The following is a 22,735-nucleotide window of genomic DNA, read 5'->3' on the forward strand; positions in this document are numbered from 1 at the left end:
GGCGAAAAGCCGGCGCTGAATCGGAAGGGCGCGGACGCGACAGGCTCAGACGAGCAGAAGCGCGGGCGCTTCGAGGATCTGCTTCAATGCCGCGAGGTATTGCGCACCGACCGCGCCATCCACGACGCGGTGATCGCAGGAAAGCGTGAGCACCATCGTCTGGCCGATTACGATCTGATCGTTTTTGACGATGGGTTTTTTGACGGTGGTGCCAACGGCGAGGATCGCGGCGTTCGGCGGGTTGATGATCGCGCTGAAGCGGGCGACGCCCATCATGCCCATGTTCGAGACGCAGAAAGTGCCGCCGGTGAACTGGTCGGGCTTGAGCTTCTTGTCCTTGGCGAGCTTGCCGAGGGACTTCGCCTCGGTGCTGATTTGGAAAACGCTCTTCTGGTGCGCGTCGCGGATGACCGGCGTGATCAGGCCGTCTTCCATCGCGACGGCGAACGCAACGTGCGCGGCGCCGAAGTAGCGGATCTGGCCCTGGCCGGACGCGGCGGTTTCCCAGGAGGCGTTGACCTGCGGCACGCGCCGCAGCGCCTCGGCGCTCGCCTTGAGGATGAAGTCGTTGACCGAGAGTTTGACGCCTTCCTTTTCGAGCCCGGAGTTGAGCTGTTCGCGCAGGGCGAGGAGCGGGGCGGCGTCGATTTCGATCTCGACGTAGAAATGCGGATATTGCGTCTTCGATTCGACGAGCCGCCGGGCGATCGCGCCGCGCATGTTGGAAACCGGCGTGGTGCGCTCTTCTTGAATGGGGCCGGTGCGGCTCGGCGTGCCGCCGGTGAACGCGCCCGCGGCGGGCCGGGGCGCCGGCGGGTTCTTTTCGGCGGCGAGGATATCCGCGCGAACGATACGGCCGCCGGGACCGCTGCCGGTGACCAGGGTGTAGTCGATTTTCTTTTCGGCGGCGAGTTTCCGGGCGAGGGGAGAAATCTTGACGCGGCCCTGCGGAGCGGGAGCCGGGCTGGGCGCCGGACTCGGGGCCGGTGCGGCGCTCGCGGGAGCGGTGGCGGGGGCCTGGGTCGGACGGGCTTCCACTTCGTTCTTCGAAGTCGTGGACGCGCCGGCGTCGCTCGGCTTCGTTTCGTCCGAGGGCTTTTGTGCCGGCGCCGGCGCGGCCTTCGGAGCGGGGGCGTCGACCTTTTCGCCGGGCTTGCCGATCGCGCACAGCGGGTCGCCGATCGCGACCTGCGAGCCGTCCGCGACGAAGATCTTCAACAGCGCGCCGTCGAAGAAACTCTCCAGCTCCATGGTGGCCTTGTCCGTTTCGACCTCAGCGAGCATGTCGCCGGACTTCACGGCATCGCCTTCTTTTTTCAGCCACTTGACCAGCGTGCCCACCGTCATGGTGTCGCTGAGTTTCGGCATTTCGATGATGTTGGCCATGGAGGGAAAAGCTAGGGACTGGGACGAAGGGTGGGGAGCGGAGCGGCGGTTCAGCCGGCGAGTTCGAGCGCGGCCTTGAGGACGCGGGACGGATTCGGGAGCTGCTCGATTTCCACCGGCGGGCTGTAGATCGCCGGCGCGTCGACGGTGGTCACGCGGTGAATCGGGGCGTCGAGTTCGTCGAACGCTTCCTTCTGGATCATGAACGCGAGCTGCGAGCCGACGCTGGCGAACGGCTTTTGCTCCTCGACGATCAGAACGCGGTGGGTCTTGGCGACCGAGGCGCGCACGGTGTCGAAATCGAGCGGACGGATCGTGCGCAGATCGACGATTTCCGCGGAGATATCGTGTTCCTTCTCGAGGAGCTCGGCGGCCTTGAGCGAGTGGAGGACGGAGCGGCCGTAGGTCACGATGGTGAGATCGGTGCCCTCGCGTTTCACGTCGGCTTTGCCGAGCGGAATCAGGTATTCGCCTTCAGGCACCTCGCCCTTTTCGCCGTAAAGCATCGTGTTCTCCAGGAACATGACCGGGTCGTTGTCGCGGATGGCGGATTTGAGGAGGCCTTTCGCGTCGTAAGGCGTGGCGGGGACGACGACCTTCACGCCCGGGTGATTGGCGAGAACGTTTTCCGGCGTGTGCGAGTGGGTCGCGCCGACGTTCGTGCCGCCGTTGGCCGGGCCGCGGATGACGATGGGGCAGTTGATCAGGCCGCCGGACATGTAGCGGACGTTGGCGGCGTTGTTCAGAATCTGGTCAAAGGCGACCGAATAGAAGGACCAGAACATCAGCTCCATCACGGGCCGGATGCCGAGCATGGACGCGCCCACGCCCAGGCCGATGAAGCCGGCCTCGGAGATCGGCGCATCCACGATGCGCTGCGGGCCGAATTTGGCGAGAAGGCCTTCGGTGACCTTGTAAGCGCCGTTGAACTGGGCGACTTCCTCGCCGATGACGACAACGTTGGCGTCGCGCTCGAGTTCCTCGGAGAGGGCGTGACGAACGGCTTCGCGGTAATTGATGACGGGCATTTTAAAGGACCTCAGATCTGAGATTTGAAATTCGAGATTCGTGCGCAGCGCGGCCACTCAGTCGAAGAAGAGGCGGCCTTCCGATTTCCGCTGCGACGGATTGTCGGCTTCCCAATACACGTCCTTCTGAATGTCCTCCACTGTCGGGAAGGGGCTCGCTTCCGCAAACTCGGCGGCGAGGTCGGCCTCGGCGCGCGCTTCCTGGTCGATTTTCTCGATCAGCGCGTCGTTCAACACGCCTTCCGCGACGAGCTGCGTCTGGAGCACCTGGATCGGATCCTTCGTGCGGCGGTATTCCTCGATCTCGGTCTTGCTGCGATAAGTGTTGTCCGGATCGGCGACGGAGTGGCCGCGGTAACGGTAGGTGTCGATCTCGACGGTGCTCGGGCGGGATTTCTCGCGGGCGAGGGTGAGGAACTTGGCCATCGTGGCGCGCACCTCGTAAACGTCGTGGCCTTCGCACTGGCCCCATTCCATGTCGTAACCGGCCGCGCGCGCGGCGAGTTCGCCGGCGGAGGAACGCGCCTGGCTGGTGCCCATGGAGTAGCCGTTATTTTCGATCACGAACACGACCGGCAGATTCCAGAGCGAAGCGAGGTTGTAGGCTTCGTGCACGGCGCCCTGATTCACCGCGCCATCGCCCATGAACGCCATCGCGGCGCCTTTCAAACCCTTGTATTTGATCGCGTAGGCGAGTCCGGTGCCGAGCGGGATCTGTCCGCCGACGATGCCGTGGCCACCCCAGTAATTCTTGTCGGGCGCGAAGTAATGCATCGAGCCGCCCTTGCCCTTCGAGCAACCGGTCACCTTGCCGTAGAGCTCGGCCATCAGCGGCTTCGTTTCCATGCCGACCGCGATCGCGTGACCGTGGTCACGATAGGCGGTGATGACATGATCGTCCTTACCCATGAGCGAGCAGCAGCCGACGGCTACCGCTTCCTGGCCGATATAGAGGTGGAGGAAGCCGCCGATCTTCTTGCCCTGGTAGGCGCGAAGGCTGCGTTCTTCGAAGCGGCGGATGCGCACGATCTTCCGGTAAAGCTCGATTTTTTCCTCGTTCTTGAGCGAGGCGTTGATCGGCGCGCGGCTGAAGTCCGGGCGTTTGGCGCTCTCGGCAGGCTTGGTTTCGGCGGTGGTGCTCGGTTTCTTGCTCACGGAAAGGGAAACGATTGGGTTGAACGAAAAAGTGTCCGTCGCGCGCCGGAGAAATCAAGAGCGGATTGGCCCGCGTGGCGCGCGCAACACACGATCACTGCGAGCTTCCCCTCGCAAACCGGCGCGCGGGTTTTACCGGTGGATTTATGACGGCGTGATCTCCTCGATGTCCACGACCACGGGTTTGCCGGGAGCGCAATCCGCACGCATCGCGACGAAGCGGTCGCGGTAACGATCATACGTGGGCCACAACGCCGTGCGGTCCGTCTCTGGGATCGGGAGTTGATCGATCGCCGCGCGGCTGAAGAAGCCAAAGCGACCTTCATGCATATCGGCCGGCAGCGTCGCGATCGGCTTGCGACAGCGAAATAGAAACATGAGCCAGTGCGAACTGCCCTCGTAGGCCTTTTCCGCAATCATTGCGAAAAGGTGCAGGTCGGACGTGGAGATCTCGAAGCCCGTTTCTTCCCGCGTTTCGCGCACCGCGCATTCGAACGGCGACTCGCCGATCGCCGTTTCCAGTTTCCCGCCGATCGGGCTCCACACGCCGAGATTCGGCGGCTTCGCGCGCAAAAGCAGCAGGTGTTCGCCTGAGGCGTTCTCAAGGAAAACCAGCACGGCGATCTTGTAGGAGAGCGGCGTCGACATCGGCATCTAAATTTCGGCGTGACGTTGCAGGATGATTGCACCACGGTGCGCCGTCCACTTCATGAAACGCATCCGACTAACAATAATTGTCGGCCGTTCGCGCCCGCATTGGCAAAGCGGGGACGCAACGCGAAGGGCAGGCAGGCGGCGGTGGTTTGAAGTGGAAAAACCCACGGTTGGCGCCGAGGCATGGTGCCACGTCGACGGTCAGGTCAATGCGAAACCGGTCGATCGCCGCCGCGGTGGACCTCGCGTCGCCGCCCGGTCGCGCCAATCGCGAGCCTCGGGTGTGCGCCGGGTTCCTTGACGCGACGCCATGCTGCAACGTCACACACGCGTCCCCGGTCTGATCGTCGCCGATCTCGGCGCGGCGCACGTTGCTGCCGGAAGATTCACCCGCTCCCGTTCCGGCGAGCTGCGCCTCGACGCCCTGGAGTTTGCGGCGACAAATCCCGATCCTGACAAAGACGATGCCTCGCGAGCGACATACGCCGCGTGGTTCGGGCAGTCGACTTTGACCGACGCGTCGCGGTCCCATCTTCGCGTTGCGCTGCCGGCGCACCTGGTCCTGACGAAACGCATCGCCACCCCGCGGGTGCCGCGGTCCAAACGGGCGCGCGTCCTCGCGTTCGAAGCCGCCCAAAATACGCCGTATCCGCTCGACGAAGTGGTATGGGATTATGGCGCGGTGACGGAGCACGACGGCGAACTCGAAGCGATCCTTGCGGTCGCGAAGCGGGACGCCCTCGCGCCGCTTGAGGCCGGTTCGCGCTGCGGTCGGATCGCGGCCGCGATTCCGGCGCCTTTCGCCTTGTGGCATTGTTTCCGCCTCAATCATCCCGAGCAGACCGACTGCACCGCGATCGTTTCCGTGGGTGCGCGTTCGACGACGCTGCTGCTGGTCGAGGGTGAACGCTGGGCGGTGCGCGCATTCGGATTGGGCGGTAACGCCGTCTCGCAGGCGATCGCGGAGGCGCTGGGTCTTTCCTTCACGGAGGCGGAGACGCTGAAACTGGCGGCGAATGGCTCGTCCGGCGCGGATGCGGTTCGCGAAACGATCGGCCGGGCGACGACCGAGTTTGCGGGAAAACTCGGCGCCGAGGTCGTGCGCTCCGTGGCCGCGCTCCGCCAGCAGGCGAAGCTGGGGCAACCTCGCGCGTTCTTTCACTGCGGCGGCGCCGCATCGCTGGCCGGTCTGCCGGCCGCACTGGAGGAAAGGCTGCAGGTGCCGGGACGACCGCTGGAGCCGTTTCGCCGTGTTCAGGTTTCGGATACGATCCAAACGGAGGCGCGGCGGCGGGCGGCGAGCCTGGCGGAGCTGGTTGGGCTGGCGGTGGCGGGAAACCGCAGCGACTGCCGGCCCAATCTGCTGCCGTCGGACCTCAAGCGCGCGGCGGCGCAAGCCCGGGGACTGCGCACGGTCGTCGGTGTCGCGGCGCTCACTGCGCTCGCGCTGCTGCCGCCGGTCGTTTTCTATCGCGGACAAAGCCGCCACGAATCGGCTGCGCTCGCCCGGCTTCAATCCGAGGTCTCCGCGCGGCGAGCCTTCGTTCCGGAGATTCGCCGGAGCTCCGAACGACTCGAAGCCGAGGCGACGCTGCTGACGGAGTGGCAGCAACGGCTCGCGGCACACTCCAACTGGATCGCGTGGCTGGCGGATTTGGAACGCCGGCTGGCGCAGGTCGGCGACGTGTGGATCGACCGTTTCGGTCCCGTGCCGGCGGAGGCGTTGCCGGTCACGGAGCCGACGGCGGCCAGCCGTCCCGTGCGTTTCACGCTCGACGGCCGGATGCTCGATCGTGCTCATCCCACGCACCGCGTGAGTGCGGCGGCACAGGTTCGCGTGCAACAACTGCTCGCCGCGCTCGGCGCCTCGGAGTTCGTGGTGGGCGTCGAAAACGAGCGCTTCGACAACCGGCAGCCCGGCATCCTGCGGTTCAGCCTCGTGCTGGTGCTGAACCCCGCAACGCCGCTCTAGATCGCGTGCGCATGCTGCAGACCAATCCGATGCTGAGCGCAGCCGCCTGCGGTGTGGCGCTCGTGCTCGCCATCGAAGTCTGGTGGTTGCACGCGGCGCTCGCGCGTCTGGCAGAAATGCAGGCGGCGCGCCTGGAACTTGTGCGCGAGACGGAGCGGCTGAGTCGAATGCAACCGGCGCCGACCACGGCTACGCTCGCCGCGATCGACAGCGAACTCGCCGACGTGCGCCACGCGCGGGCAAGCCTCGCCGCGCGTTTCGCCTGGACCTCGCCGGATCGCGCCGCAGATGTTTCCGGATCGGTTGCAGATTCGGCGCGCGCTTATTTTGCGGCCGCAGGTTTTGAGGATCGGCTGCGTCGGCTGGCGGCACAGCGCGGCGTCACGGTTCCGGCTGACGCTCGATTCGATTTTTCGCCCGGTAACGACGCGGTCTTGGAGCCGGAGGAGGCGCGGCAGCGCGAGCAGGAGCGGGCGGCGTTGGAGCCGCTGCTCACCCGATTGCTCGAGGCACAGCCGCGCGAGTTTCTTGGGCTGACGCGAGTCGCCGAGGACCCGCGGGCGCCTGATCGATCGACGCTGGTTCTGCGGTTTTCCGCTACGACCGAGGTGCTGCGGGTAACGTTGAACTCGCTCGCGGATTCGAACGTTCTGTTGTTCATCCGTTCGCTCGCGGTGACGCCCCTTGCGGCCGCAGACGACACGAACTCCGCGGTTCCAAATCCGGACGCGCGACGAAAGGTGGTCGCCCGCACCCCATCGCGCTTCGAGCTGTGGCTGGATTTTCGAGAGATTCCGGCCGAGGCGGCCGACGCTCGGTGAAGCCGCAAACATGACCACCGCGCGCGCCAGCTTGTGGATGGGAATCCTGATCGCGGCGGTGTCGACGATTTGGTTCGCGTGGCGTTGGCGAAGCGAAGGGAGCACATCGCTCGCCGCGTCGACCCTGGCGTTCACAGGATCGGATTATCTTCCGCGTTCGTGGGCAGCCGAAAACCGCGCGGTCGCGCGTTGGGAGCGGAAACGGACGACGGCGAGCGAAGTCGAATCGGATCTGTTCACGGCGCCGGAGGTGTATTTCGATCCGGCGTCCGGCCAATTCGAGAGGGGCGCGCGGATGCCAACGGAGCGCGGCGCGGCGGCTACGGCGGGTGCGGAACGGCTGCAGTTGATCGCGGTGGAGCGGGAGCTTTACCGGCTGCAGTTGATCGGCGTGATCGGCGGCGAGGAACGGAGGATCGCAGTGTTTGAGGACCTCGCGACGGGGGCGACGTTGCTCGGCGGACGCGGCCAGCGGGTGGTCGACGTGCTCATCGAAGACGTGGTGGTGCACCGCACGGACGCGGTGGCGCGGTTGCAGGCTTCACCTCGGGGCGAACACCTGGAGCTGAGCACCAAAGAGCGCGCGTTCACCGGCCGACTGGTGGCGCTTGTGCGCAAGGCGGACGCGGACGATGCGATCGCCGTTCACGAAGGCGAGACGCTGACGATCGGCGATGCCACGCTCTGCGTCGAACGGCTCCAACTCACGCCGCCATCCCTCACCGTCACGTTCGCGGAGCCGGAAAACGCCGCGCCCGCATCGATCACGCTCACGCCCGCGCGCACCGCGCAGAGCGCGCCGAATCCCGATTCACCTTCCAGCTAAAGCTCATGAACCGATCGATCTGCCGTCTGCTTACGTTTGCCGGAGTTTGTCTGCTTTGCGTTGCGCGATTGCCCTCGGCCTCCGCGGCGGATCCGGCGAAACCGCCAATCACGCCGCGCGAGCAGACGCGCACGGAGCTGTTGCGTGAGGTGGGGCGCAGTTGGGCGCGACCGAACGCGGGAATGACGCTGGCAGCGGTCCCGGCTAGTGCGTCCGTGCCACCGCTGGCGAGGAAGCTGGACGAGATCATGCTGCCATCGATCAGTTTTACGCGCGCGGAAATCGGACACGTGGTGGCGGCGCTCGGCGCGATCTCGGAAGACTACGATCAGACCGGGATCGGCGCGAAAGGGGTGAACATCGTGCTGATCGATCCGGCCGCCCGCGCGCCGCAGGTCACGCTTACCTTGCGCAACACCTCGCTCAAACGGGCGCTCGATTTCGCGACCGAGGCGGTGGGCTACCAGTATGAAGTGCAGGCGGACGCGGTGGTGGTGCGCCCCGGCGATCAGCCTGCGGCGCTCGAAACGGCGTTCTTTCCGGTCGCGCGCGCCACCGTGCTGCGGATGATGGGAGGCGCGGGCGTCGCGCCGCCCCCAGGTGCGGCCCCGGATCCGTATTCCTCGGCGCGAACGAACCGGGAATCCGGACCGCTCACCGGCACCGAAGGCCCCGCGATCCGCACGTTTCTCCAGCAGGCCGGCGTCGATTTTCAGGGCGTCGCCGGGGCGAGTCTCGCTTACGACGGCTCGGCGCTGATCGTGACGCAGACGCCGCGCAACAACGAGCGTATCCGAAACATCATGACGCGTTACCGGGATGTCCGGCAGGTGGAGATCGAGGCGAAGTTTCTCGAAGTGCAGGAAGGCGCGCTGGAGGAGCTCGGGGTGAACTGGAATCTCACGACGAAACCGACGCAGCGCAGCGCGGGCGCCCAGGCGACGTATGCCACCGGCGGACGCTCGCTCGCGAGTGCGTTCGGGAGCTTCGGATCGAATCAGCAGGGCCGCATCGTGCGGCCTTCGGTGTTCAACGATCGCAACGGCAACGGCAGCCAGGAGGAGGGCGAGGAAACGCTGCAGCAGGAAATCGACCTGCCCATCCTCAATCCGTCGCCGCGGATTCCCGGTTCCGCCGATCTGGCTTCCGGCGCGGGTCCGCTTGCCACGATTGCGGGAGTGGTCGGCGAGTTCGACGTCAACGCCGTCGTGCGCGCGCTGTCGCAGCAGCAGGGGACGGATCTGTTGAGTGCGCCGAAGGTGACCGTGTTGTCCGGCAACCCGGCCACGATCACGGTCGCGCAGGAGATGCGTTATCCGCAGAGCTTCGGGCAGACGCAAAGCCAGGTCGGAACGGGCAACGCCAGTGGGGGCGGTTCGGCGGGCGTGGCAATCACGGCCGGGACGCCGCAGGAATTCACCGCGCGCAACGTCGGTGTGGAGTTGAAAGTCACGCCCACGGTCGAGGAGGACGATCGCAGCATCAGTCTCGATCTGAATCCCACCGTCACGGAGTTCGACGGCTTCGTCGAATACGGCGGGCCAAGCATCGCGATCTCAGGCAGCACGACGGTGACTGTGCCGTCGGGGTTTTATCAGCCGATCTTCTCGGTGCGCGACATTTCCACGCGGGTGACGATCTGGGACGGCGCGACGCTCGTGATGGGCGGGCTCACTCGCGAGGAGGTGAAGCAGGTGAAAGACAAGGTTCCGATCCTCGGTGACATTCCGCTCCTCGGACGGTTGTTTCAATCGAAGGGAGAAACCGCGCAGAAACGAAATCTGTTGATCTTCGTAACCGCGAATCTCGTGGATGCGGCCGGCGCCCCGACGCGGTTCCAGACGCTGCAGATCGGCCGGGCGGAGTCGCCGGATCCGGCGGCGCTCGAAACGGAAGCGATCGCGACGGCCCGCTGAACTCCGGGCGTCGGCTGGAATTCGGTTGCGCGGCGGCGGTTTCGATCTTGCGTGAAGCCATGGCGAAATGGCTGCTCGTTGACGGATTCAATCTGGCTTATCGCTGCTTTCACGCGCTGCCGGAGTTGACGCGCGCGGATGGCTTTCCCACCGGGGCGCTGCACGGCTGGGTGAAGTCGCTCTGGAAATTGATCGATCAGGAAAAACCGGACGCGACGCTCGTGTTTTTCGATCTGGGCGAATCGCAGGACCGGCTCGCGCTGCTCGCGGACTACAAGGCACAGCGGAAGCCGATGCCGGATCCGCTGCGTCAGCAGATCGAGCCGATCAAGGCGCTCACCCGTGCGATGGGTCTGGCCGGTATCGAGCAGGACGGCGTCGAAAGCGACGACTTGCTCGCGTCCGAGGCGGTGAAACTCGCCGCGCAGGGGCAGGACGTGATCATCGTGAGCAGCGACAAGGATTTCGCGCAGATCGTCGGCGATCGCATCAAGATCATGCTGCCGCCGCCCTCGGCGAATCCGAAGCTCGGCTGGCGTTTGCTCGATGCGGCCGGCGTGCAGGAAAAGTTCGGCGTGCCGCCGGCGCAGATCGCGCACTACCTCGCGCTCGTCGGCGACACGTCGGACAATATTCCCGGCATCGAAGGCGTGGGCCCAAAGACGGCCGCCAAGTGGCTCGCCGAGTGCGGAGGCAGCGTCGAGTGCGTGATCGAGAAAGCCGCGGAATTGAAGCCGGATCGCTTCCGGGAAACGATCGCCGCCCAGGCGGAGCGGCTGCGCGTGAATCTGAAATTGACGACGTTGAATCTCGCGCTGCCCGAGGTGAAGCCGGAGTGGCGCACGCCACAGCCGGAGGAACTGTTCAAGCTGCTCGACGGATTCGAAATGCGCTCGACCGCGGCCGACGCGCGGAAACGTTACAGCGCGGAACCGATCAGTGCCCCTTCGCCAACGCGGCTGTCATCCGTTTCCCCGCCGTCGACGAAGGCAACGCAAGGCGAACTGTTTTGAGCCAGGGGAGCCCGACGTCTCGTCGGAATTGGCAACGTTTCCCGCCAAATCGAGCCCGACGAGACGTCGGGCTTCACGCGTTATTCGCGGCCTTCCTTCGAGATGCCGGCGGGATCGAAGATGTAGCCGATGCCGTGGACGGTGCGGAAATTGGAGAGATCGAGGCCGTGCTCCTTGAAGAGCTCGCGCACCTTGACGACGTATTGGTCGAGCGAGCGGCTGCGGACGTCGGCGTGGATGCCCCAGACGGAATGAATCAGCGCCTTGCGCGTGATCACCGAACCCTGGTTGGCGTTGAGAAACGCGAGAATGCCGAGCTCCTTGCGGCCGAGTTTTTGAATCGTGCCGTCGGGAAACGAAATCTCGAGGCGGTCGGGAATGATCTTCGCGCCGCAGAAATCGAAGGGCTGATCGCCAACGCGCACGTTCTTGGTGAGATTGAGGTCCGACTTCGATTCGGCGCGACGGAGCACGGCGCGAATGCGGGCGGTGAGCTCGGCGTAGCTGAACGGCTTCGTGATGTAGTCGTCCCCGCCCATATCGAGACCGCGGATCTTCGTGGTTTCCTGATCCTCGCCGGTGAGAAAAATCACCGGCACGCTGATATCGGCCGCTTTCAGTTCCTCCAGTAAACTGAAGCCGCTGCCGTCGGGCAGGCTGATGTCGAGGAGCAGCAGGTTCGCGAAATTGTGCTTGAGAAACCGCATGGCGTGCGCGGTGCGATTGCAGATCTGGGTCTGCATTCCGGCGCGTTCCAGATGAGCGGCGATGAGGTTGGCGAGTTCGACTTCGTCTTCGACGACGACGACGAGCGGTTTGGGTTCAGCGCGCATGAGGTGACCGCGAAGTAGGTGGGCTATTTAAAACGGGTGGGGATTTTGTCAAAAGCGAATGCCGCCATCGAGAACGCGGCGCGGGCACTATTCGAGAATTTTCTTGAAGGAGGCGGGTGCCTGGTGAGGTTTGCCGCGTGTCCGCTCGCAAACCGCTCCTGATGCTCGGCCTGCCGAAAGGCAGTCTCGAGGAATCCACCAAGAACCTGTTCGCCAAAGCCGGCTGGAAAATCACCACCAGCTCGCGCTCCTACAAGCCGTCGATCGACGACCCGGAGCTCGATGGCCGCTTCGTTCGCGCGCAGGAGGTGAGCCGTTACGTCGAGCACGGCTTCTTCGACTGCGGTCTGACCGGCTACGACTGGATCCAGGAAAACGGTTCCGACGTCATCGAGGTGTGCGACCTGATCTACAGCCGCGCGTCGGTGGTGAAATCCCGCTGGGTGCTGTGTGTCCCCGAAGCCTCCGACATCACGAAACCGGAACAGCTCGCGGGCAAGCGCGTGGCGACGGAGCTGGTCGGGACGGTGAAGCGCTATTTTGCGAACAAAGGCATCGCAGCCGACGTGGAATTTTCGTGGGGCGCGACGGAGGTGAAGGTCCCCGATCTCGTCGACGCGATCGTCGACATCACCGAGACCGGCAGTTCGCTGCGCGCGAACAAGCTCCGGATTGTGGATACGCTGCTCGAGACGAACACGAAGTTCATCGCCAACAAGGCCAGCTGGTCGAATCCCGAGAAGCGGAAGAAGATCGAGACGATCGCGCTGCTCCTGCGCGGTGCGCTCGAAGCGGGAAGCAAGGTCGGTTTGAAGATGAATCTTCCGAAGGCCGCGCTCGAGGCCGTGGTGAAAGCGCTGCCGGCGCTGCGCAATCCCACGATCTCGCAGCTGAGCAACAGCGATTGGGTGGCGCTCGAGACCATCATCGACGAGAGCGTCGCGCGCGAGATCATCCCCGAGTTGAAGGCGCAGGGCGCCGAAGGGATTGTCGAATATCCGTTGAACAAAGTGGTTTATTGATTCCGTTGCGCCGTGGCGCGCGGCGTTGTCGTCCGCGTCGCCGTTCCCGAACCCTTTAACGCGCCGCTTGCGGCCAACCTTCACGTCATGTCCACAGTCAAGCTCGGTCTCCTGCAACACGCCTGCTCCGGAAAGCCGGCGGAGAATCTCAAGAAAACCCTCGCGCTCGCCGAAAAAGCGGCGAAGCAGGGCGCCAACATCATCTGCACGCAGGAGCTGTTTCGTTCGCAATATTTCTGCCAGAGCGAGGATCACGAGAACTTCAAGCTCGCGGAGCCGATCCCCGGCCCCAGCACGCAGGCGTTCCAAAAGATCGCCAAGAAACACGGCGTCGTGATCATCGCCTCGCTCTTCGAGAAACGTGCGTCCGGCCTGTATCACAACACGGCGGCGATCATCGATGCCGACGGCAAGCTGCTCGGCGTTTACCGGAAAATGCACATTCCGGACGACCCGCTTTACTACGAAAAGTTCTATTTTACGCCGGGAGATACGGGTTTCCGCGCGTGGGACACGAAATTCGGCCGCATCGGCGTGCTCGTCTGCTGGGACCAATGGTATCCGGAAGGCGCGCGGCTCACGGCGATGCAGGGCGCCGAAATCCTGTTTTATCCGACCGCGATCGGCTGGCATCCGGGCGAGAAGGAAGAATACGGCGTGAACCAGCACGGCGCGTGGGAAACCATCCAGCGCAGCCACGCCGTGGCCAACGGCTGCTACGTCGCGGCCGTGAATCGCATCGGCACCGAAGTCATCGAAAAGGTGGGCGGGGCGGGCATCGAATTCTGGGGCCAGAGTTTCGTCGCCGGCACCAGCGGCCAGATCCTCGCGAAGGCGAGCGTCGACCGGGAAGAGATCATCATCGTGCCCGTCGAGCTCGGCAAGGTCGACGTCACGCGCACGCACTGGCCGTTCCTGCGCGACCGCCGTATCGACGCCTACGAGAACCTCACCAAGCGGTTCATCGACTGAGCAAACCTCCCTCGTGGCGGAACGCGTGAGCGTTTCGCGCGCAACGTCATCCTCCTCGAAAGCCTCACGGCTTCAGCTTCAACTTTTCCGAAAGTCTCAGGGCTTTCGCTACAACCCGGCGCGCACCGTGGCCAAAACTCCCAACTCGAAAACCAAAACGCGAAACCGCGAAAACCCGACGCCGAAGGCGCTGGGCTTCCGCATGCCGGCCGAGTGGGAGCCGCAGGAAGCCGTATGGCTTTCGTGGCCCCATAATCGCGCCTCGTGGCCCGGCCAGTTCCGCCCCGTGCCGGCGGCCTTCGCGACGTTTGTCGCCGCGATCAGCCGCTTCGAAAAGGTGCGCATCAACTGTGCCGCGACGCTCCAGCCGCGCGCGCAGCGCCTCTGCGCGAAGGCCGGAGCGGATCTGGCGCAGGTGACGTTCTACGATCATCCGACCAACGACGCGTGGTGCCGCGACCACGGCCCGATCTTCGTCAAGAACGACAAGACCGGCGAGGTCGCCATCACCGATTGGGCTTACAACGCGTGGGGCGACAAATATCCGCCCTACGATCTCGATAACGAGATCCCCCCGAGCATCGCGCGGAAGCTGAAGCTCCGCCGCTTCGTCAACGACATGGTGCTCGAGGGCGGCTCGATCGACGTCAACGGCCGCGGCCTGCTGCTCACGAGCGAGCAGTGCTTGCTGAACGAGAACCGCAATCCGCACCTCACGCGCGAGGAGATCGAGCGCAACCTGAAGGATTACCTCGGCGTGAAGACGATCCTCTGGGTCGGCGACGGTATCCTCGGCGACGATACGGATGGCCACATCGACGACATCACGCGTTTCTACAAGGCGGACGGTTTTGTGACCTGCGTCGAGACGAACCGCCGCGACCCGAATCACAAGATCCTCGCGGAGAACCTCGAGCGCCTGAAAAGCTTCCGCACGCCGAAGGGAAAGCCATTCGACATCCTCACGCTGCCGATGCCGAAGCCCTTCGCGTTTCGCGGCCAGCGCGTGCCGGCGAGCTACGCGAATTTTCTCGTGATCAATGGCGCGGTGCTCGTGCCGAATTTCCGCCAGCCGAAGCGCGATGCGGAGGCGAACGAAGTGCTGCGCGCCTGTTTCCCGGATCGCGAGATCGTGCCGATCGATTGCTACGACATCATCTGGGGCCTCGGCACGCTGCACTGCCTGTCGCAGCAGCAGCCTGCGTAAAGGAGCCGTCGCCCGCGCAAGGTGGAGCCCGACGTCCGCGCCGGGGTGTTTGCCAGCGTTTCGAAACGCGCTCAGCCCGACGAGGACGTCGGGCCACCGTTTTGAACTCTTTTGGGGCCTCGACCATTTCGCTTCGTTCGCGAAGCCAAAGCTGGTAGGCACAGCCCGTTCTTCGCCGCAATGACCCACTCCCTCCGCGCTCTCGTTGCCCTTGTCGTCGTCCTGAGTTCTCTCGGGCTTTCCGGTTGTGAAAGCGTTCCGACGCGCGTGCGCGAGCGCTTCGAGGCGCCGCAGCCGCAGCTGCGCGTTTATCAGGCGGAGCAACGCGCAGTGTTCGACGCCGCGCTGCGCGCATCGAAGCGGATCGGTTTCACCGTTTCACGTTCCGGCGCGGCGCAAGGAGTGATCAAGGCGCACAGCGCGCTGCGGCCGGGCGACGCCTTTGGGAAAGCGCGACAGAACTCGATCGACGTGAAAATCGAAACGCTCGATCCCGGACTGACGCAGGTGGCGGTCGTCTTGCGCGAGCAGGAGGAGAGCGAATCGTTTGCGGGAGCGACGGATCTCCCGTTGCGGCAGCATGCGCTTTATGCCGGATTTTTCGGGGGATTGGACGCGGAGCTGGGGCAAACGGGGATCGATCCCACGTCCGAACCGCTGCCGGTGCGCCTCTCCGAACCGGCGGTGAAATGAGCCAAATTGGGGCTTGCGGCGATTTCTCGGTTCCGAGACCGTGATCGTTCGCGGCAAGTACATCGGTCAGGTCGACGTCGCCGCGTGCTCCCGTCGGCCTCATGTCAGTTAACAGTCAACCCACGGTTACCGCTTAGCGGTGGCCTCCAGCCGGTGGACGGATGCTCTGGAGCAGGTGTCGGTTCGCGGGCTCCGTCATATGAGTTCAGTCATGCAAGAACTGCTCGCGCAGTCGTCCTTCGACAAGTTGAAGGAAGGCTCGATTGTCCCGGGCGTCATCACCGAAATCCGCCAGAACGAAGTTGTCGTCGACATCGGCGGTAAATCCGAAGGCCTGATCCCCGCGAACGAGTTCATCGACATCGGCGAGCTGCAGATCGGCTCCACGATTGAGGTCCTCGTGCAGAAGCTCGAAGGTAAGGATGGCGCGCCCGTGCTCTCCTTCGACCTCGCCGAGCAGAAGAAGAACTGGGACAACATCCTCACCAAGTTCCCCGAGGGCTCCGTCGCCACCGGCCGCGTCAAGGCCAAGGTCAAGGGCGGCCTCATCGTCTCGATCGGCGTCGACGCGTTCATGCCGGCCTCGCACATCGACGTGCAGCCGCCCAAGAACCTCGATCAATACGTCGGCCAGACCTACGATTTCAAGGTTCTCAAAATCAATCTCGAGCGGAAGAACATCGTTCTCTCGCGCCGCGAGCTCATCGAAGAGCAGCGCACCACGAAGCGCCGCAACCTCCTCGAGTCGATCCAGCCCGGCCAGATCCGCAAGGGCGTGGTCAAGAACATCACCGACTTCGGTGCGTTCATCGATCTCGATGGCATGGACGGCCTGCTCCACATTACGGATATGTCGTGGGGCCGCATCTCGCACCCGAGCGAAATGCTCAAGCAGGGCGAGGAAGTTCAGGTCATGATCATCGAAGTGAACCGCGAGAAGGAACGCGTTTCGCTCGGCCTGAAGCAGACCACGAAGAATCCGTGGGACGAAATCGACCGCAAGTTCCCCGTCGGCGCCAAGGTCCACGGCAAGGTCGTCAACCTCGTGCCTTACGGCGCGTTCGTTGAGATCGAGCCCGGCGTCGAAGGTCTCGTGCACATCACCGAGATGTCCTGGACGAAGCGCATCACCAAGCCCTCCGAACTCCTCAAGGTCGGCCAGGAATTGGACGCGGTCGTCCTCGGTATCCAGAAGGAAGAGCAGAAGATCTCGCTCGGCCTCCGCCAGCTGGAGCCGAATCCGTGGGATATGGTTCGCCACAACTACCCGATCGGCGCCCGCGTCCGCGGCAAGGTCCGCAACATGACGACCTACGGCGCGTTCATCGAGCTCGAGGAAGGTATCGACGGCATGGTCCACGTCTCCGACATGAGCTGGACCCGCAAGGTCAACCACCCGTCGGAAGTCCTCAAGAAGGGCGACGAAGTCGACGCGATCGTGCTCGACGTCGATCCGCAGCAGCAGCGCATCAGTCTCGGCATGAAGCAGCTCCAGACGGATCCGTGGTCGGACATCGATTCGTTCTTCCGCATCGGCGACGTCGTGAAGGGCACCGTCACCAAGATCACCTCGTTCGGCGCCTTCGTGGAGCTGAAGGACGGCATCGACGGTCTCGTGCACATCTCGCAGATCAGCGAGGAGCGCATCGACAAGGTGAAGGACGTCCTCAAGCCCGGCCAGGAAGTGACCGCGCGCGTGATCAAGATCGATCGCGAAGAGCGCCGTCTCGGCCTGTCGATCAAGGCGGCCAACTACTCGGCGGAGCAGCTCGCGGCGGAGACCTCCGCTTACGAGGCGCTCAACCGCAGCAGCGCCGGCACGGACATGATGAACCTCGGCGACATCCTCGACGAGGCGTCGAAGAAGGAATAACGAGCCCCGCGCTCGCGATCCTTTCTCTCCAAACTTCAAAGCCGCCCGGAAAACTCCGGGCGGCTTTTTTTTGCGCAAGTTCTTCGCTGCACGCTGCGGCAAATTTCGGTCGATGGAAATTCCCGCTTCACACCGGCGGCGATTAGCGTCCCAATCGAATTCCTTTCCCATGGCTTTTGTTACCCCCGAAACGGCGAAGCCGGAGTATGACGTAGTTGTGATCGGTTCAGGCGCGGGCGGCGGTCAGACCGCCTACACGCTGTGCATGGAGGGCGCGAAAGTCCTCATGCTTGAAGCCGGCCGCAATTACGACCCGGCGAAGGAGACACCGATGTTCCAGACCACGCGGGATGCACCTTTGCGTGGCGTCAGCACGCCCGACAAACCGTTCGGCTTTCACGATGCCACGGTCGACGGCGGGTGGACCGTGCCAGGCGAGCCCTACGTGAGCGATTCGTCGGACCCGCGCCGCGAGTTCAAGTGGTGGCGGTCCCGCATGCTCGGCGGTCGCACGAATCACTATGGTCGCATCACGCTCCGCAACGGCCCTTACGATTTCAAACCTCATAGCCGCGATGGCCACGGCTTCGATTGGCCGCTGAACTACGAGGATCTCGCGCCGTATTACGACAAGGTCGAGATGCTGATCGGCGTGCACGGCGAGAACGACGGCTTGGAAAACACGCCGAACTCCTCGCCGGGCGTGCTGCTGCCCGCACCCAAGCCGCGCATCGGCGAACTGCTCCTGCAGCAACGCGCGAAGCGGCTCGGCATCCCGGTGATCGCGTCCCATCGCGCCGTGCTCACGCAGCGGCTCGATCACGAAAACCTCCCGCGCAAGCTGCATCCGGGAAATCCCAAGGCGCAGCGAATCCTCGCGGAGGATATGCAGAAGCGGGCCGCCTGTTTCTGGGCGACGCCCTGCGGCCGCGGCTGCTCGATCCGCGCCAATCACCAGTCAACCACGGTGCAAATCCCGCCCGCGCTCGCGACGGGCAATCTCGACATCCTCACGGATGCGATGGCCCGCGAGATCACGCATGATGACACCGGCAAGGCCACCGGCGTGACGTATATCGACCGCACCACGGGCCGCGATCGCCATGTGCGCGGCCGCATCGTCGTGCTCGCCGCGAGCGCGTGCGAGTCCGTGCGCCTGTTGCTCAATTCCAAATCCACCCGCTTCCCGCACGGGCTCGCGAACTCCAGCGGACTCGTCGGCAAATACATCATGGACACCGTCGGCACGAGTGTCGGCGGGCAGATCCCGCTGCTGGAAAGCCTGCCGCCGCTCAACGAGGACGGCACGAGCGGCATGCACCTGTATTCGCCGTGGTGGCTCTATCAGCAACAGCTCGCGGGGAAGCTCGATTTTGCGCGCGGTTATCACATCGAGCTCAACCTCGGCCGCAGCATGCCCAACGCCACCACGTTCGGCGGCATGGAGAAGTTCACGCGCGGCAGCTATGGCCGCCAGTTCAAGGAGGACGCGCGCCGTTTCTACGGTTCGTTCATCTCCATGGCCGGGCGCGGCGAGATGATTCCGAACGAGGATTCGTTCTGCGAAATCGATCCGGAGGTGAAGGACAAGTGGGGCATCCCGGTCCTGCGCTTTCACTGGAAATGGTCGGACCACGAGATTCGCCAGGCCGCGCACATGCGCCAGACGTTCTGCGACATCATCCGCGAGATGGGCGGCACGCCGCGACTGGCCGGCAGCGACGATCCGCGCGATTTCATCGCCCGCGGCGGTTTCATCATCCACGAAGTCGGCGGCGCGATCATGGGTTCCGACCCGCGCAAATCCGTCACGAACCAGTGGGGACAAACCTGGGACGTGAAGAACGTCTTCCTCACCGACGGCGCGCCGTTTTGCTCCAACGCCGACAAGAACCCGACCCTCACTCTCATGGCCCTCGCCTGGCGCGCGGCGGATTACATGATCGACGAAATGAAGAAAGGGAATCTGTAGCGGAAGCCGTGAGGTTTTCGCTCAACGCGCCCGCGTTCCGCTCGCACACCATGAACATCCCCGAATTTCCCCGCATCGATCGCCGCACCGCCCTGAAGTGGATGCTCACCGCGTCCGCGAGCCTTGCGCTCGCGCCGCAGCTTTCGTTGGCGCAAAAGGTCACGACCGCGTTCACCGGCTCCGGCTACGGCACGGATCCGGATCTGCTGAAAAGCTACAATCCCGGCGATTTCTGGCCGCTGACCTTTACGCCGGCGCAACGCCAGGTGGCCACCGCGCTGTGCGATTTGATCATCCCGGCCGACTCGAAATCGCCCAGCGCCGCCGCGGTCGGCGTGCCCGACTTCATCGACGAGTGGATCAGCGCGCCTTATCCCGACCAGGTCGCCGATCGGGAAATCATCGTCAACGGACTCCAGTGGATCGACGCGGAGGCGCGGACGCGTTTCGGGATTCCGTTCGTCAACCTTATCCTCCGGCAAAAACGTGCGATCTGCGACGAGATCTGTTTCGCGGAAACCGCCAAGCCCGAGTTCGAGAAGCCCGCGCGCTTTTTCGCGCGTTTCCGCGATCTCACCGCGGCCGGTTTTTACACGACGCCCGAGGGGATGAAGGACGTCGGCTACATCGGCAACGTCCCGCTGGCGACCTTCGACGGCCCGCCGCGCGAGTTGATCGAAAAGCTGGGACTGGCCTGAACGTTCAGCGCGGCCGGCGGCGGGTGCGCGAGGACTTCTTCGGTGCGCCATTCGCCGGCTTCTTGCCGGCAGAGTTCATCGTTTCGGCGACGGACTTGGAGGAGGGAAAGAGGTTTTCCAAGACCACCGAGATCGGGGCCGAAATGATTGCGCCGACCACGACCGAGGATGTTTTTTTTGATTTCTTGAAAGCGTGAGCATCGTCGAACGAGCCGGTGAGGCGCGAGGTTTTCATCGGAAATCCTGACGGGCGGCGAAGGACAGAGTTCCCTCCGCGACATCGCTTCTTTGCCAGCCGTGCGGTTTGCGCCGGCGTCAGGCGGGAGCGTTGCAGATCGCGACGGTATCGGTCGCCGCGCCGGAGCCGGCCCGCGATCGGAGATTTTTTTACCCGGCGCCCCGCAGCCGCTTACCATCGCCCCACGGTCGCGGGCACGACCAAAGCTTCCTCAGCGGAAACGAACTGGCGCCTCCGGCCCGATCGGAAACGTCGCCACCGTAAACATCCGCAAAATGAAAACTTATACCCACACCCCGACCAAATCCACGCCGCAAAAGACCTCGCATAAACCCGAAGCGGGCGCCGGCCAGCGCCCGGACGACGCCTCGAAGTTGCAGCGCGAGGCCGAGGCTCGAAGCCGCGGCGACGCCCCGCGAGCGACGAAGCCCAGCGAGCGTTCGCCGCGCCAGGAAAACCTCTGAGTCCGGCTGAGCTTTCCCGGTCCGGTTTAGCCGCGCCTCCGCGAACCGGAGGCGCGCGAAAATCCTCGTTGTGCCAATGGAGGAGCGGGGCATGGCTTGGATCCCGAGGGAACGGTGGGCGAGCGTCCCGATGGCGCCACGCGTCGCGGCGCGGTAGTTTATCAGATGAATACGCCCATCCGGGATCCTGACCGGGTCCGTCGACACACGGCCGCAAACGTCAACGCGCGCATCGACAATCTCACCCGCCATCAACTGTGGCGTCACCGCGGCGCCACTCGCGCGGAGTTGTCGGACCGGATCGAAGAACTCGATCGGGAGTGGGACATCGAGCGGGTGTTGGAATTGAACGCCGCGTCGCTCGCGCTCGCGGGCGTCGTCGCTGCCGCGTCGGGCCGCCGCGGCGGATTGATGCTGTCGGGCGTGGTGCTCGGCTTCCTGTGGATGCATGCCGTCCAGGGCTGGTGTCCCCCGGTGCCGATCCTGCGTCGGCTGGGAATCCGGACCCGCCGGGAAATCGATCGCGAAAAGTTCGCGCTGAAGGTGCTGCGGGGCGATTTCGACGAAGTCGACCTGGGTAGCCAGCGTCGGGATCCCGAATCGGCTTGGGCGGCGGCGCTGGCGTGACCGGCGGACGCCTGCAAAAATCCGGCGTCAGCGACGAACTGGTTACTCACTTGAAGGTCCGTGGTTGGGTCCAATTCCAATGCCTTCAACCCTAGAGTCAGACACGCAATCCAGCGTGGAATTCCTGCAGGAGTTGTTTGGACAACTCTCGCTCGACGAGATCGGCGTGCGGCTATGGGACGGCACGCCGTGGCCCGATGCACGGCCGCGCGCCGCCACGATCGTGCTGAAGCATCCGGCGGCACTGCGGGAAATGTTTTCGTCCGGGACGGCGAAAGGGCTCGGCGAGGCGTTCTTGCGCGATGACTTCGATCTGGAGGGGGACATCGAAACGGCGGTGAATCTGGCGGTCGCACTCGAAGAACGGCCGATGAACTGGCTCTCGGGACTGGGCGCGTTCCTGCGCCTGCACCGGTTGCCGGCGAAGCGTCGCCAACGTGCGGATACACGAAACGGCGCCGCGCGAGAGGGACGGATCCATTCGCTCGAGCGGGACCGGACGTCGGTCTCGTTTCACTACGATCTCTCGAACGACTTCTACCGCCTGTGGCTGGATTCGCGCATGATGTATTCGTGCGCGTATTTTCGGTCGCCGGAGGACGATCTGGAGCAGGCGCAGGAGGCGAAGCTCGAGCATATCTGCCGCAAACTTCGGCTCTGGCCGGGGCAGCGCCTGCTGGATATCGGTTGCGGCTGGGGTGGGCTGGCGATTCATGCGGCCAAGCACCACGGGGTGCAGGTCACCGGCGTGACGCTCAGCCAGGCGCAGGCGGGCTGGGCGCGAGAGGCCGTCGAACGCGCGGGACTGGGCGACACGGTGCGGATCGAGCGGCGCGATTATCGCGAGGTGAGCGACTCCGACGGTTTCGATGCAATCGTGAGCGTCGGCATGGCGGAACATGTCGGCCGGGAGCATCTGCCGGAGTATTTTGCGACTGCGTGGAAACTGCTGCGGCCGGGCGGCGTTTTCCTGAATCACGCGATCGGTGAGGGGCGTCGCTCGAATCGCTTCCGGGGTCCGTCCTTCGTGGATGAATACGTGTTTCCCGACGCCGATATTCCGCCGATCCCGCTCGTGCTCGAAGCGGCGACCGGGGCGGGATTCGAGGTGCGCGATGTCGAGAACCTGCGCGAGCATTACACGCTTACGCTGCGGCACTGGTTGAAGCGCCTGGAGGCGGCGCACGCCGCGGCGCTCGGCTTCGTCAACGAAGCCACCTATCGCGTGTGGCGTTTGTATATGGCCGCGTCCGCGCACGGTTTCGATCACGGCGATCTCGCTATCTATCAGACGCTGCTGTCGCGGCCGACCGTCAGCGGGGGCGCGCACCTGCCGCTGACCCGGCGCGATTGGTATCAATGAGG

The 22,735-nt window shown here is 64.3% G+C and carries 21 protein-coding genes; 15 read left to right on the forward strand and 6 right to left on the reverse strand.

The genetic code is table 11. The annotated features are described in order from the left end of the window. Window positions 1–45: 45 nt before the first annotated feature. The 4 genes from AC6RV7_RS11460 to AC6RV7_RS11475 all read right to left on the reverse strand — a co-directional run bounded on the left by AC6RV7_RS11460 (window position 46) and on the right by AC6RV7_RS11475 (window position 4,217). Window positions 46–1,386, reverse strand: coding sequence for a pyruvate dehydrogenase complex dihydrolipoamide acetyltransferase (locus AC6RV7_RS11460; RefSeq protein ID WP_500094113.1), 1,341 nt, complete (start codon window positions 1,384–1,386; stop codon window positions 46–48). A gap of 50 nt (window positions 1,387–1,436) precedes the next feature. Next, a complete protein-coding gene (locus AC6RV7_RS11465; protein WP_500094114.1) occupies window positions 1,437–2,414 on the reverse strand; it encodes an alpha-ketoacid dehydrogenase subunit beta in 978 nt (325 codons plus the stop codon). A 57-nt stretch (window positions 2,415–2,471) separates the two neighbouring features. After that, window positions 2,472–3,569: a pyruvate dehydrogenase (acetyl-transferring) E1 component subunit alpha gene (gene pdhA / locus AC6RV7_RS11470; protein WP_500094115.1), complete on the reverse strand. Its 1,098-nt coding sequence runs from the start codon at window positions 3,567–3,569 to the stop codon at window positions 2,472–2,474. A 144-nt stretch (window positions 3,570–3,713) separates the two neighbouring features. Next, the gene (locus AC6RV7_RS11475) at window positions 3,714–4,217 is read right to left on the reverse strand and encodes an NUDIX hydrolase (RefSeq protein ID WP_500094116.1); all 504 of its coding nucleotides are present in this window, start codon (window positions 4,215–4,217) and stop codon (window positions 3,714–3,716) included. Between the two features lie 316 nt (window positions 4,218–4,533). Between AC6RV7_RS11475 and pilM the strand changes: the two genes are divergently transcribed. Genes pilM through AC6RV7_RS11500 form a run of 5 tightly spaced genes read left to right on the forward strand, consistent with a single transcriptional unit; the run spans window position 4,534 to window position 10,771 of the window. Then, window positions 4,534–6,195 (forward strand): pilus assembly protein PilM, encoded by a 1,662-nt coding sequence (gene pilM, locus AC6RV7_RS11480; protein ID WP_500094117.1) that lies wholly within the window; start codon window positions 4,534–4,536, stop codon window positions 6,193–6,195. 11 nt (window positions 6,196–6,206) lie between these two features. Beyond that, a complete protein-coding gene (locus AC6RV7_RS11485; protein WP_500094118.1) occupies window positions 6,207–7,016 on the forward strand; it encodes a hypothetical protein in 810 nt (269 codons plus the stop codon). A gap of 10 nt (window positions 7,017–7,026) precedes the next feature. Then, window positions 7,027–7,842, forward strand: coding sequence for a hypothetical protein (locus tag AC6RV7_RS11490; RefSeq protein WP_500094119.1), 816 nt, complete (start codon window positions 7,027–7,029; stop codon window positions 7,840–7,842). 5 nt (window positions 7,843–7,847) lie between these two features. After that, the gene (locus tag AC6RV7_RS11495) at window positions 7,848–9,758 is read left to right on the forward strand and encodes a type II secretion system protein GspD (RefSeq protein WP_500094120.1); all 1,911 of its coding nucleotides are present in this window, start codon (window positions 7,848–7,850) and stop codon (window positions 9,756–9,758) included. 59 nt (window positions 9,759–9,817) lie between these two features. Continuing rightward, window positions 9,818–10,771: a 5'-3' exonuclease gene (locus AC6RV7_RS11500; protein WP_500094121.1), complete on the forward strand. Its 954-nt coding sequence runs from the start codon at window positions 9,818–9,820 to the stop codon at window positions 10,769–10,771. An 80-nt stretch (window positions 10,772–10,851) separates the two neighbouring features. Here the strand turns inward: AC6RV7_RS11500 and AC6RV7_RS11505 are convergent, their stop codons facing one another. Then, on the reverse strand, window positions 10,852–11,604 hold the full coding sequence (locus tag AC6RV7_RS11505) for a response regulator transcription factor (protein ID WP_500094122.1): 753 nt from the start codon (window positions 11,602–11,604) through the stop codon (window positions 10,852–10,854). Window positions 11,605–11,765: 161 nt separating this feature from the next. Here AC6RV7_RS11505 and hisG point away from each other — a divergent pair, with 161 nt between their 5' ends. The 7 genes from hisG to AC6RV7_RS11540 all read left to right on the forward strand — a co-directional run bounded on the left by hisG (window position 11,766) and on the right by AC6RV7_RS11540 (window position 20,041). After that, window positions 11,766–12,626, forward strand: coding sequence for an ATP phosphoribosyltransferase (hisG, locus tag AC6RV7_RS11510; protein ID WP_500094203.1), 861 nt, complete (start codon window positions 11,766–11,768; stop codon window positions 12,624–12,626). 87 nt (window positions 12,627–12,713) lie between these two features. Beyond that, entirely contained in the window at window positions 12,714–13,598 is an 885-nt protein-coding gene (locus AC6RV7_RS11515; RefSeq protein WP_500094123.1) for a carbon-nitrogen hydrolase, read from the forward strand. Between the two features lie 202 nt (window positions 13,599–13,800). Continuing rightward, window positions 13,801–14,805 carry an agmatine deiminase family protein gene (locus AC6RV7_RS11520; RefSeq protein ID WP_500094204.1) on the forward strand — a complete coding sequence of 335 codons (1,005 nt, stop codon included), beginning with the start codon at window positions 13,801–13,803 and terminating at the stop codon, window positions 14,803–14,805. 180 nt (window positions 14,806–14,985) lie between these two features. Further along, window positions 14,986–15,498 carry a hypothetical protein gene (locus tag AC6RV7_RS11525; RefSeq protein ID WP_500094124.1) on the forward strand — a complete coding sequence of 171 codons (513 nt, stop codon included), beginning with the start codon at window positions 14,986–14,988 and terminating at the stop codon, window positions 15,496–15,498. 211 nt (window positions 15,499–15,709) lie between these two features. Continuing rightward, a complete protein-coding gene (gene rpsA / locus AC6RV7_RS11530; protein ID WP_500094125.1) occupies window positions 15,710–17,371 on the forward strand; it encodes a 30S ribosomal protein S1 in 1,662 nt (553 codons plus the stop codon). Window positions 17,372–17,540: 169 nt separating this feature from the next. Further along, window positions 17,541–19,343 carry a GMC family oxidoreductase gene (locus tag AC6RV7_RS11535; RefSeq protein WP_500094126.1) on the forward strand — a complete coding sequence of 601 codons (1,803 nt, stop codon included), beginning with the start codon at window positions 17,541–17,543 and terminating at the stop codon, window positions 19,341–19,343. A 50-nt stretch (window positions 19,344–19,393) separates the two neighbouring features. Continuing rightward, window positions 19,394–20,041 (forward strand): gluconate 2-dehydrogenase subunit 3 family protein, encoded by a 648-nt coding sequence (locus AC6RV7_RS11540; protein ID WP_500094127.1) that lies wholly within the window; start codon window positions 19,394–19,396, stop codon window positions 20,039–20,041. 4 nt (window positions 20,042–20,045) lie between these two features. Here AC6RV7_RS11540 and AC6RV7_RS11545 read toward each other — a convergent pair whose 3' ends face one another. Next, entirely contained in the window at window positions 20,046–20,276 is a 231-nt protein-coding gene (locus AC6RV7_RS11545) for a hypothetical protein (protein ID WP_500094128.1), read from the reverse strand. Between the two features lie 278 nt (window positions 20,277–20,554). Between AC6RV7_RS11545 and AC6RV7_RS11550 the strand changes: the two genes are divergently transcribed. The 3 genes from AC6RV7_RS11550 to AC6RV7_RS11560 all read left to right on the forward strand — a co-directional run bounded on the left by AC6RV7_RS11550 (window position 20,555) and on the right by AC6RV7_RS11560 (window position 22,733). After that, window positions 20,555–20,743, forward strand: coding sequence for a hypothetical protein (locus tag AC6RV7_RS11550; protein WP_500094129.1), 189 nt, complete (start codon window positions 20,555–20,557; stop codon window positions 20,741–20,743). Window positions 20,744–20,908: 165 nt separating this feature from the next. After that, window positions 20,909–21,370: a hypothetical protein gene (locus AC6RV7_RS11555; protein ID WP_500094130.1), complete on the forward strand. Its 462-nt coding sequence runs from the start codon at window positions 20,909–20,911 to the stop codon at window positions 21,368–21,370. Between the two features lie 79 nt (window positions 21,371–21,449). Next, window positions 21,450–22,733, forward strand: a complete 1,284-nt coding sequence (locus tag AC6RV7_RS11560; protein ID WP_500094131.1) for a class I SAM-dependent methyltransferase — start codon at window positions 21,450–21,452, stop codon at window positions 22,731–22,733. The last annotated feature ends 2 nt before the right edge of the window (window positions 22,734–22,735 follow it).

Source organism: Opitutus sp. sgz309028 (assembly GCF_059821195.1).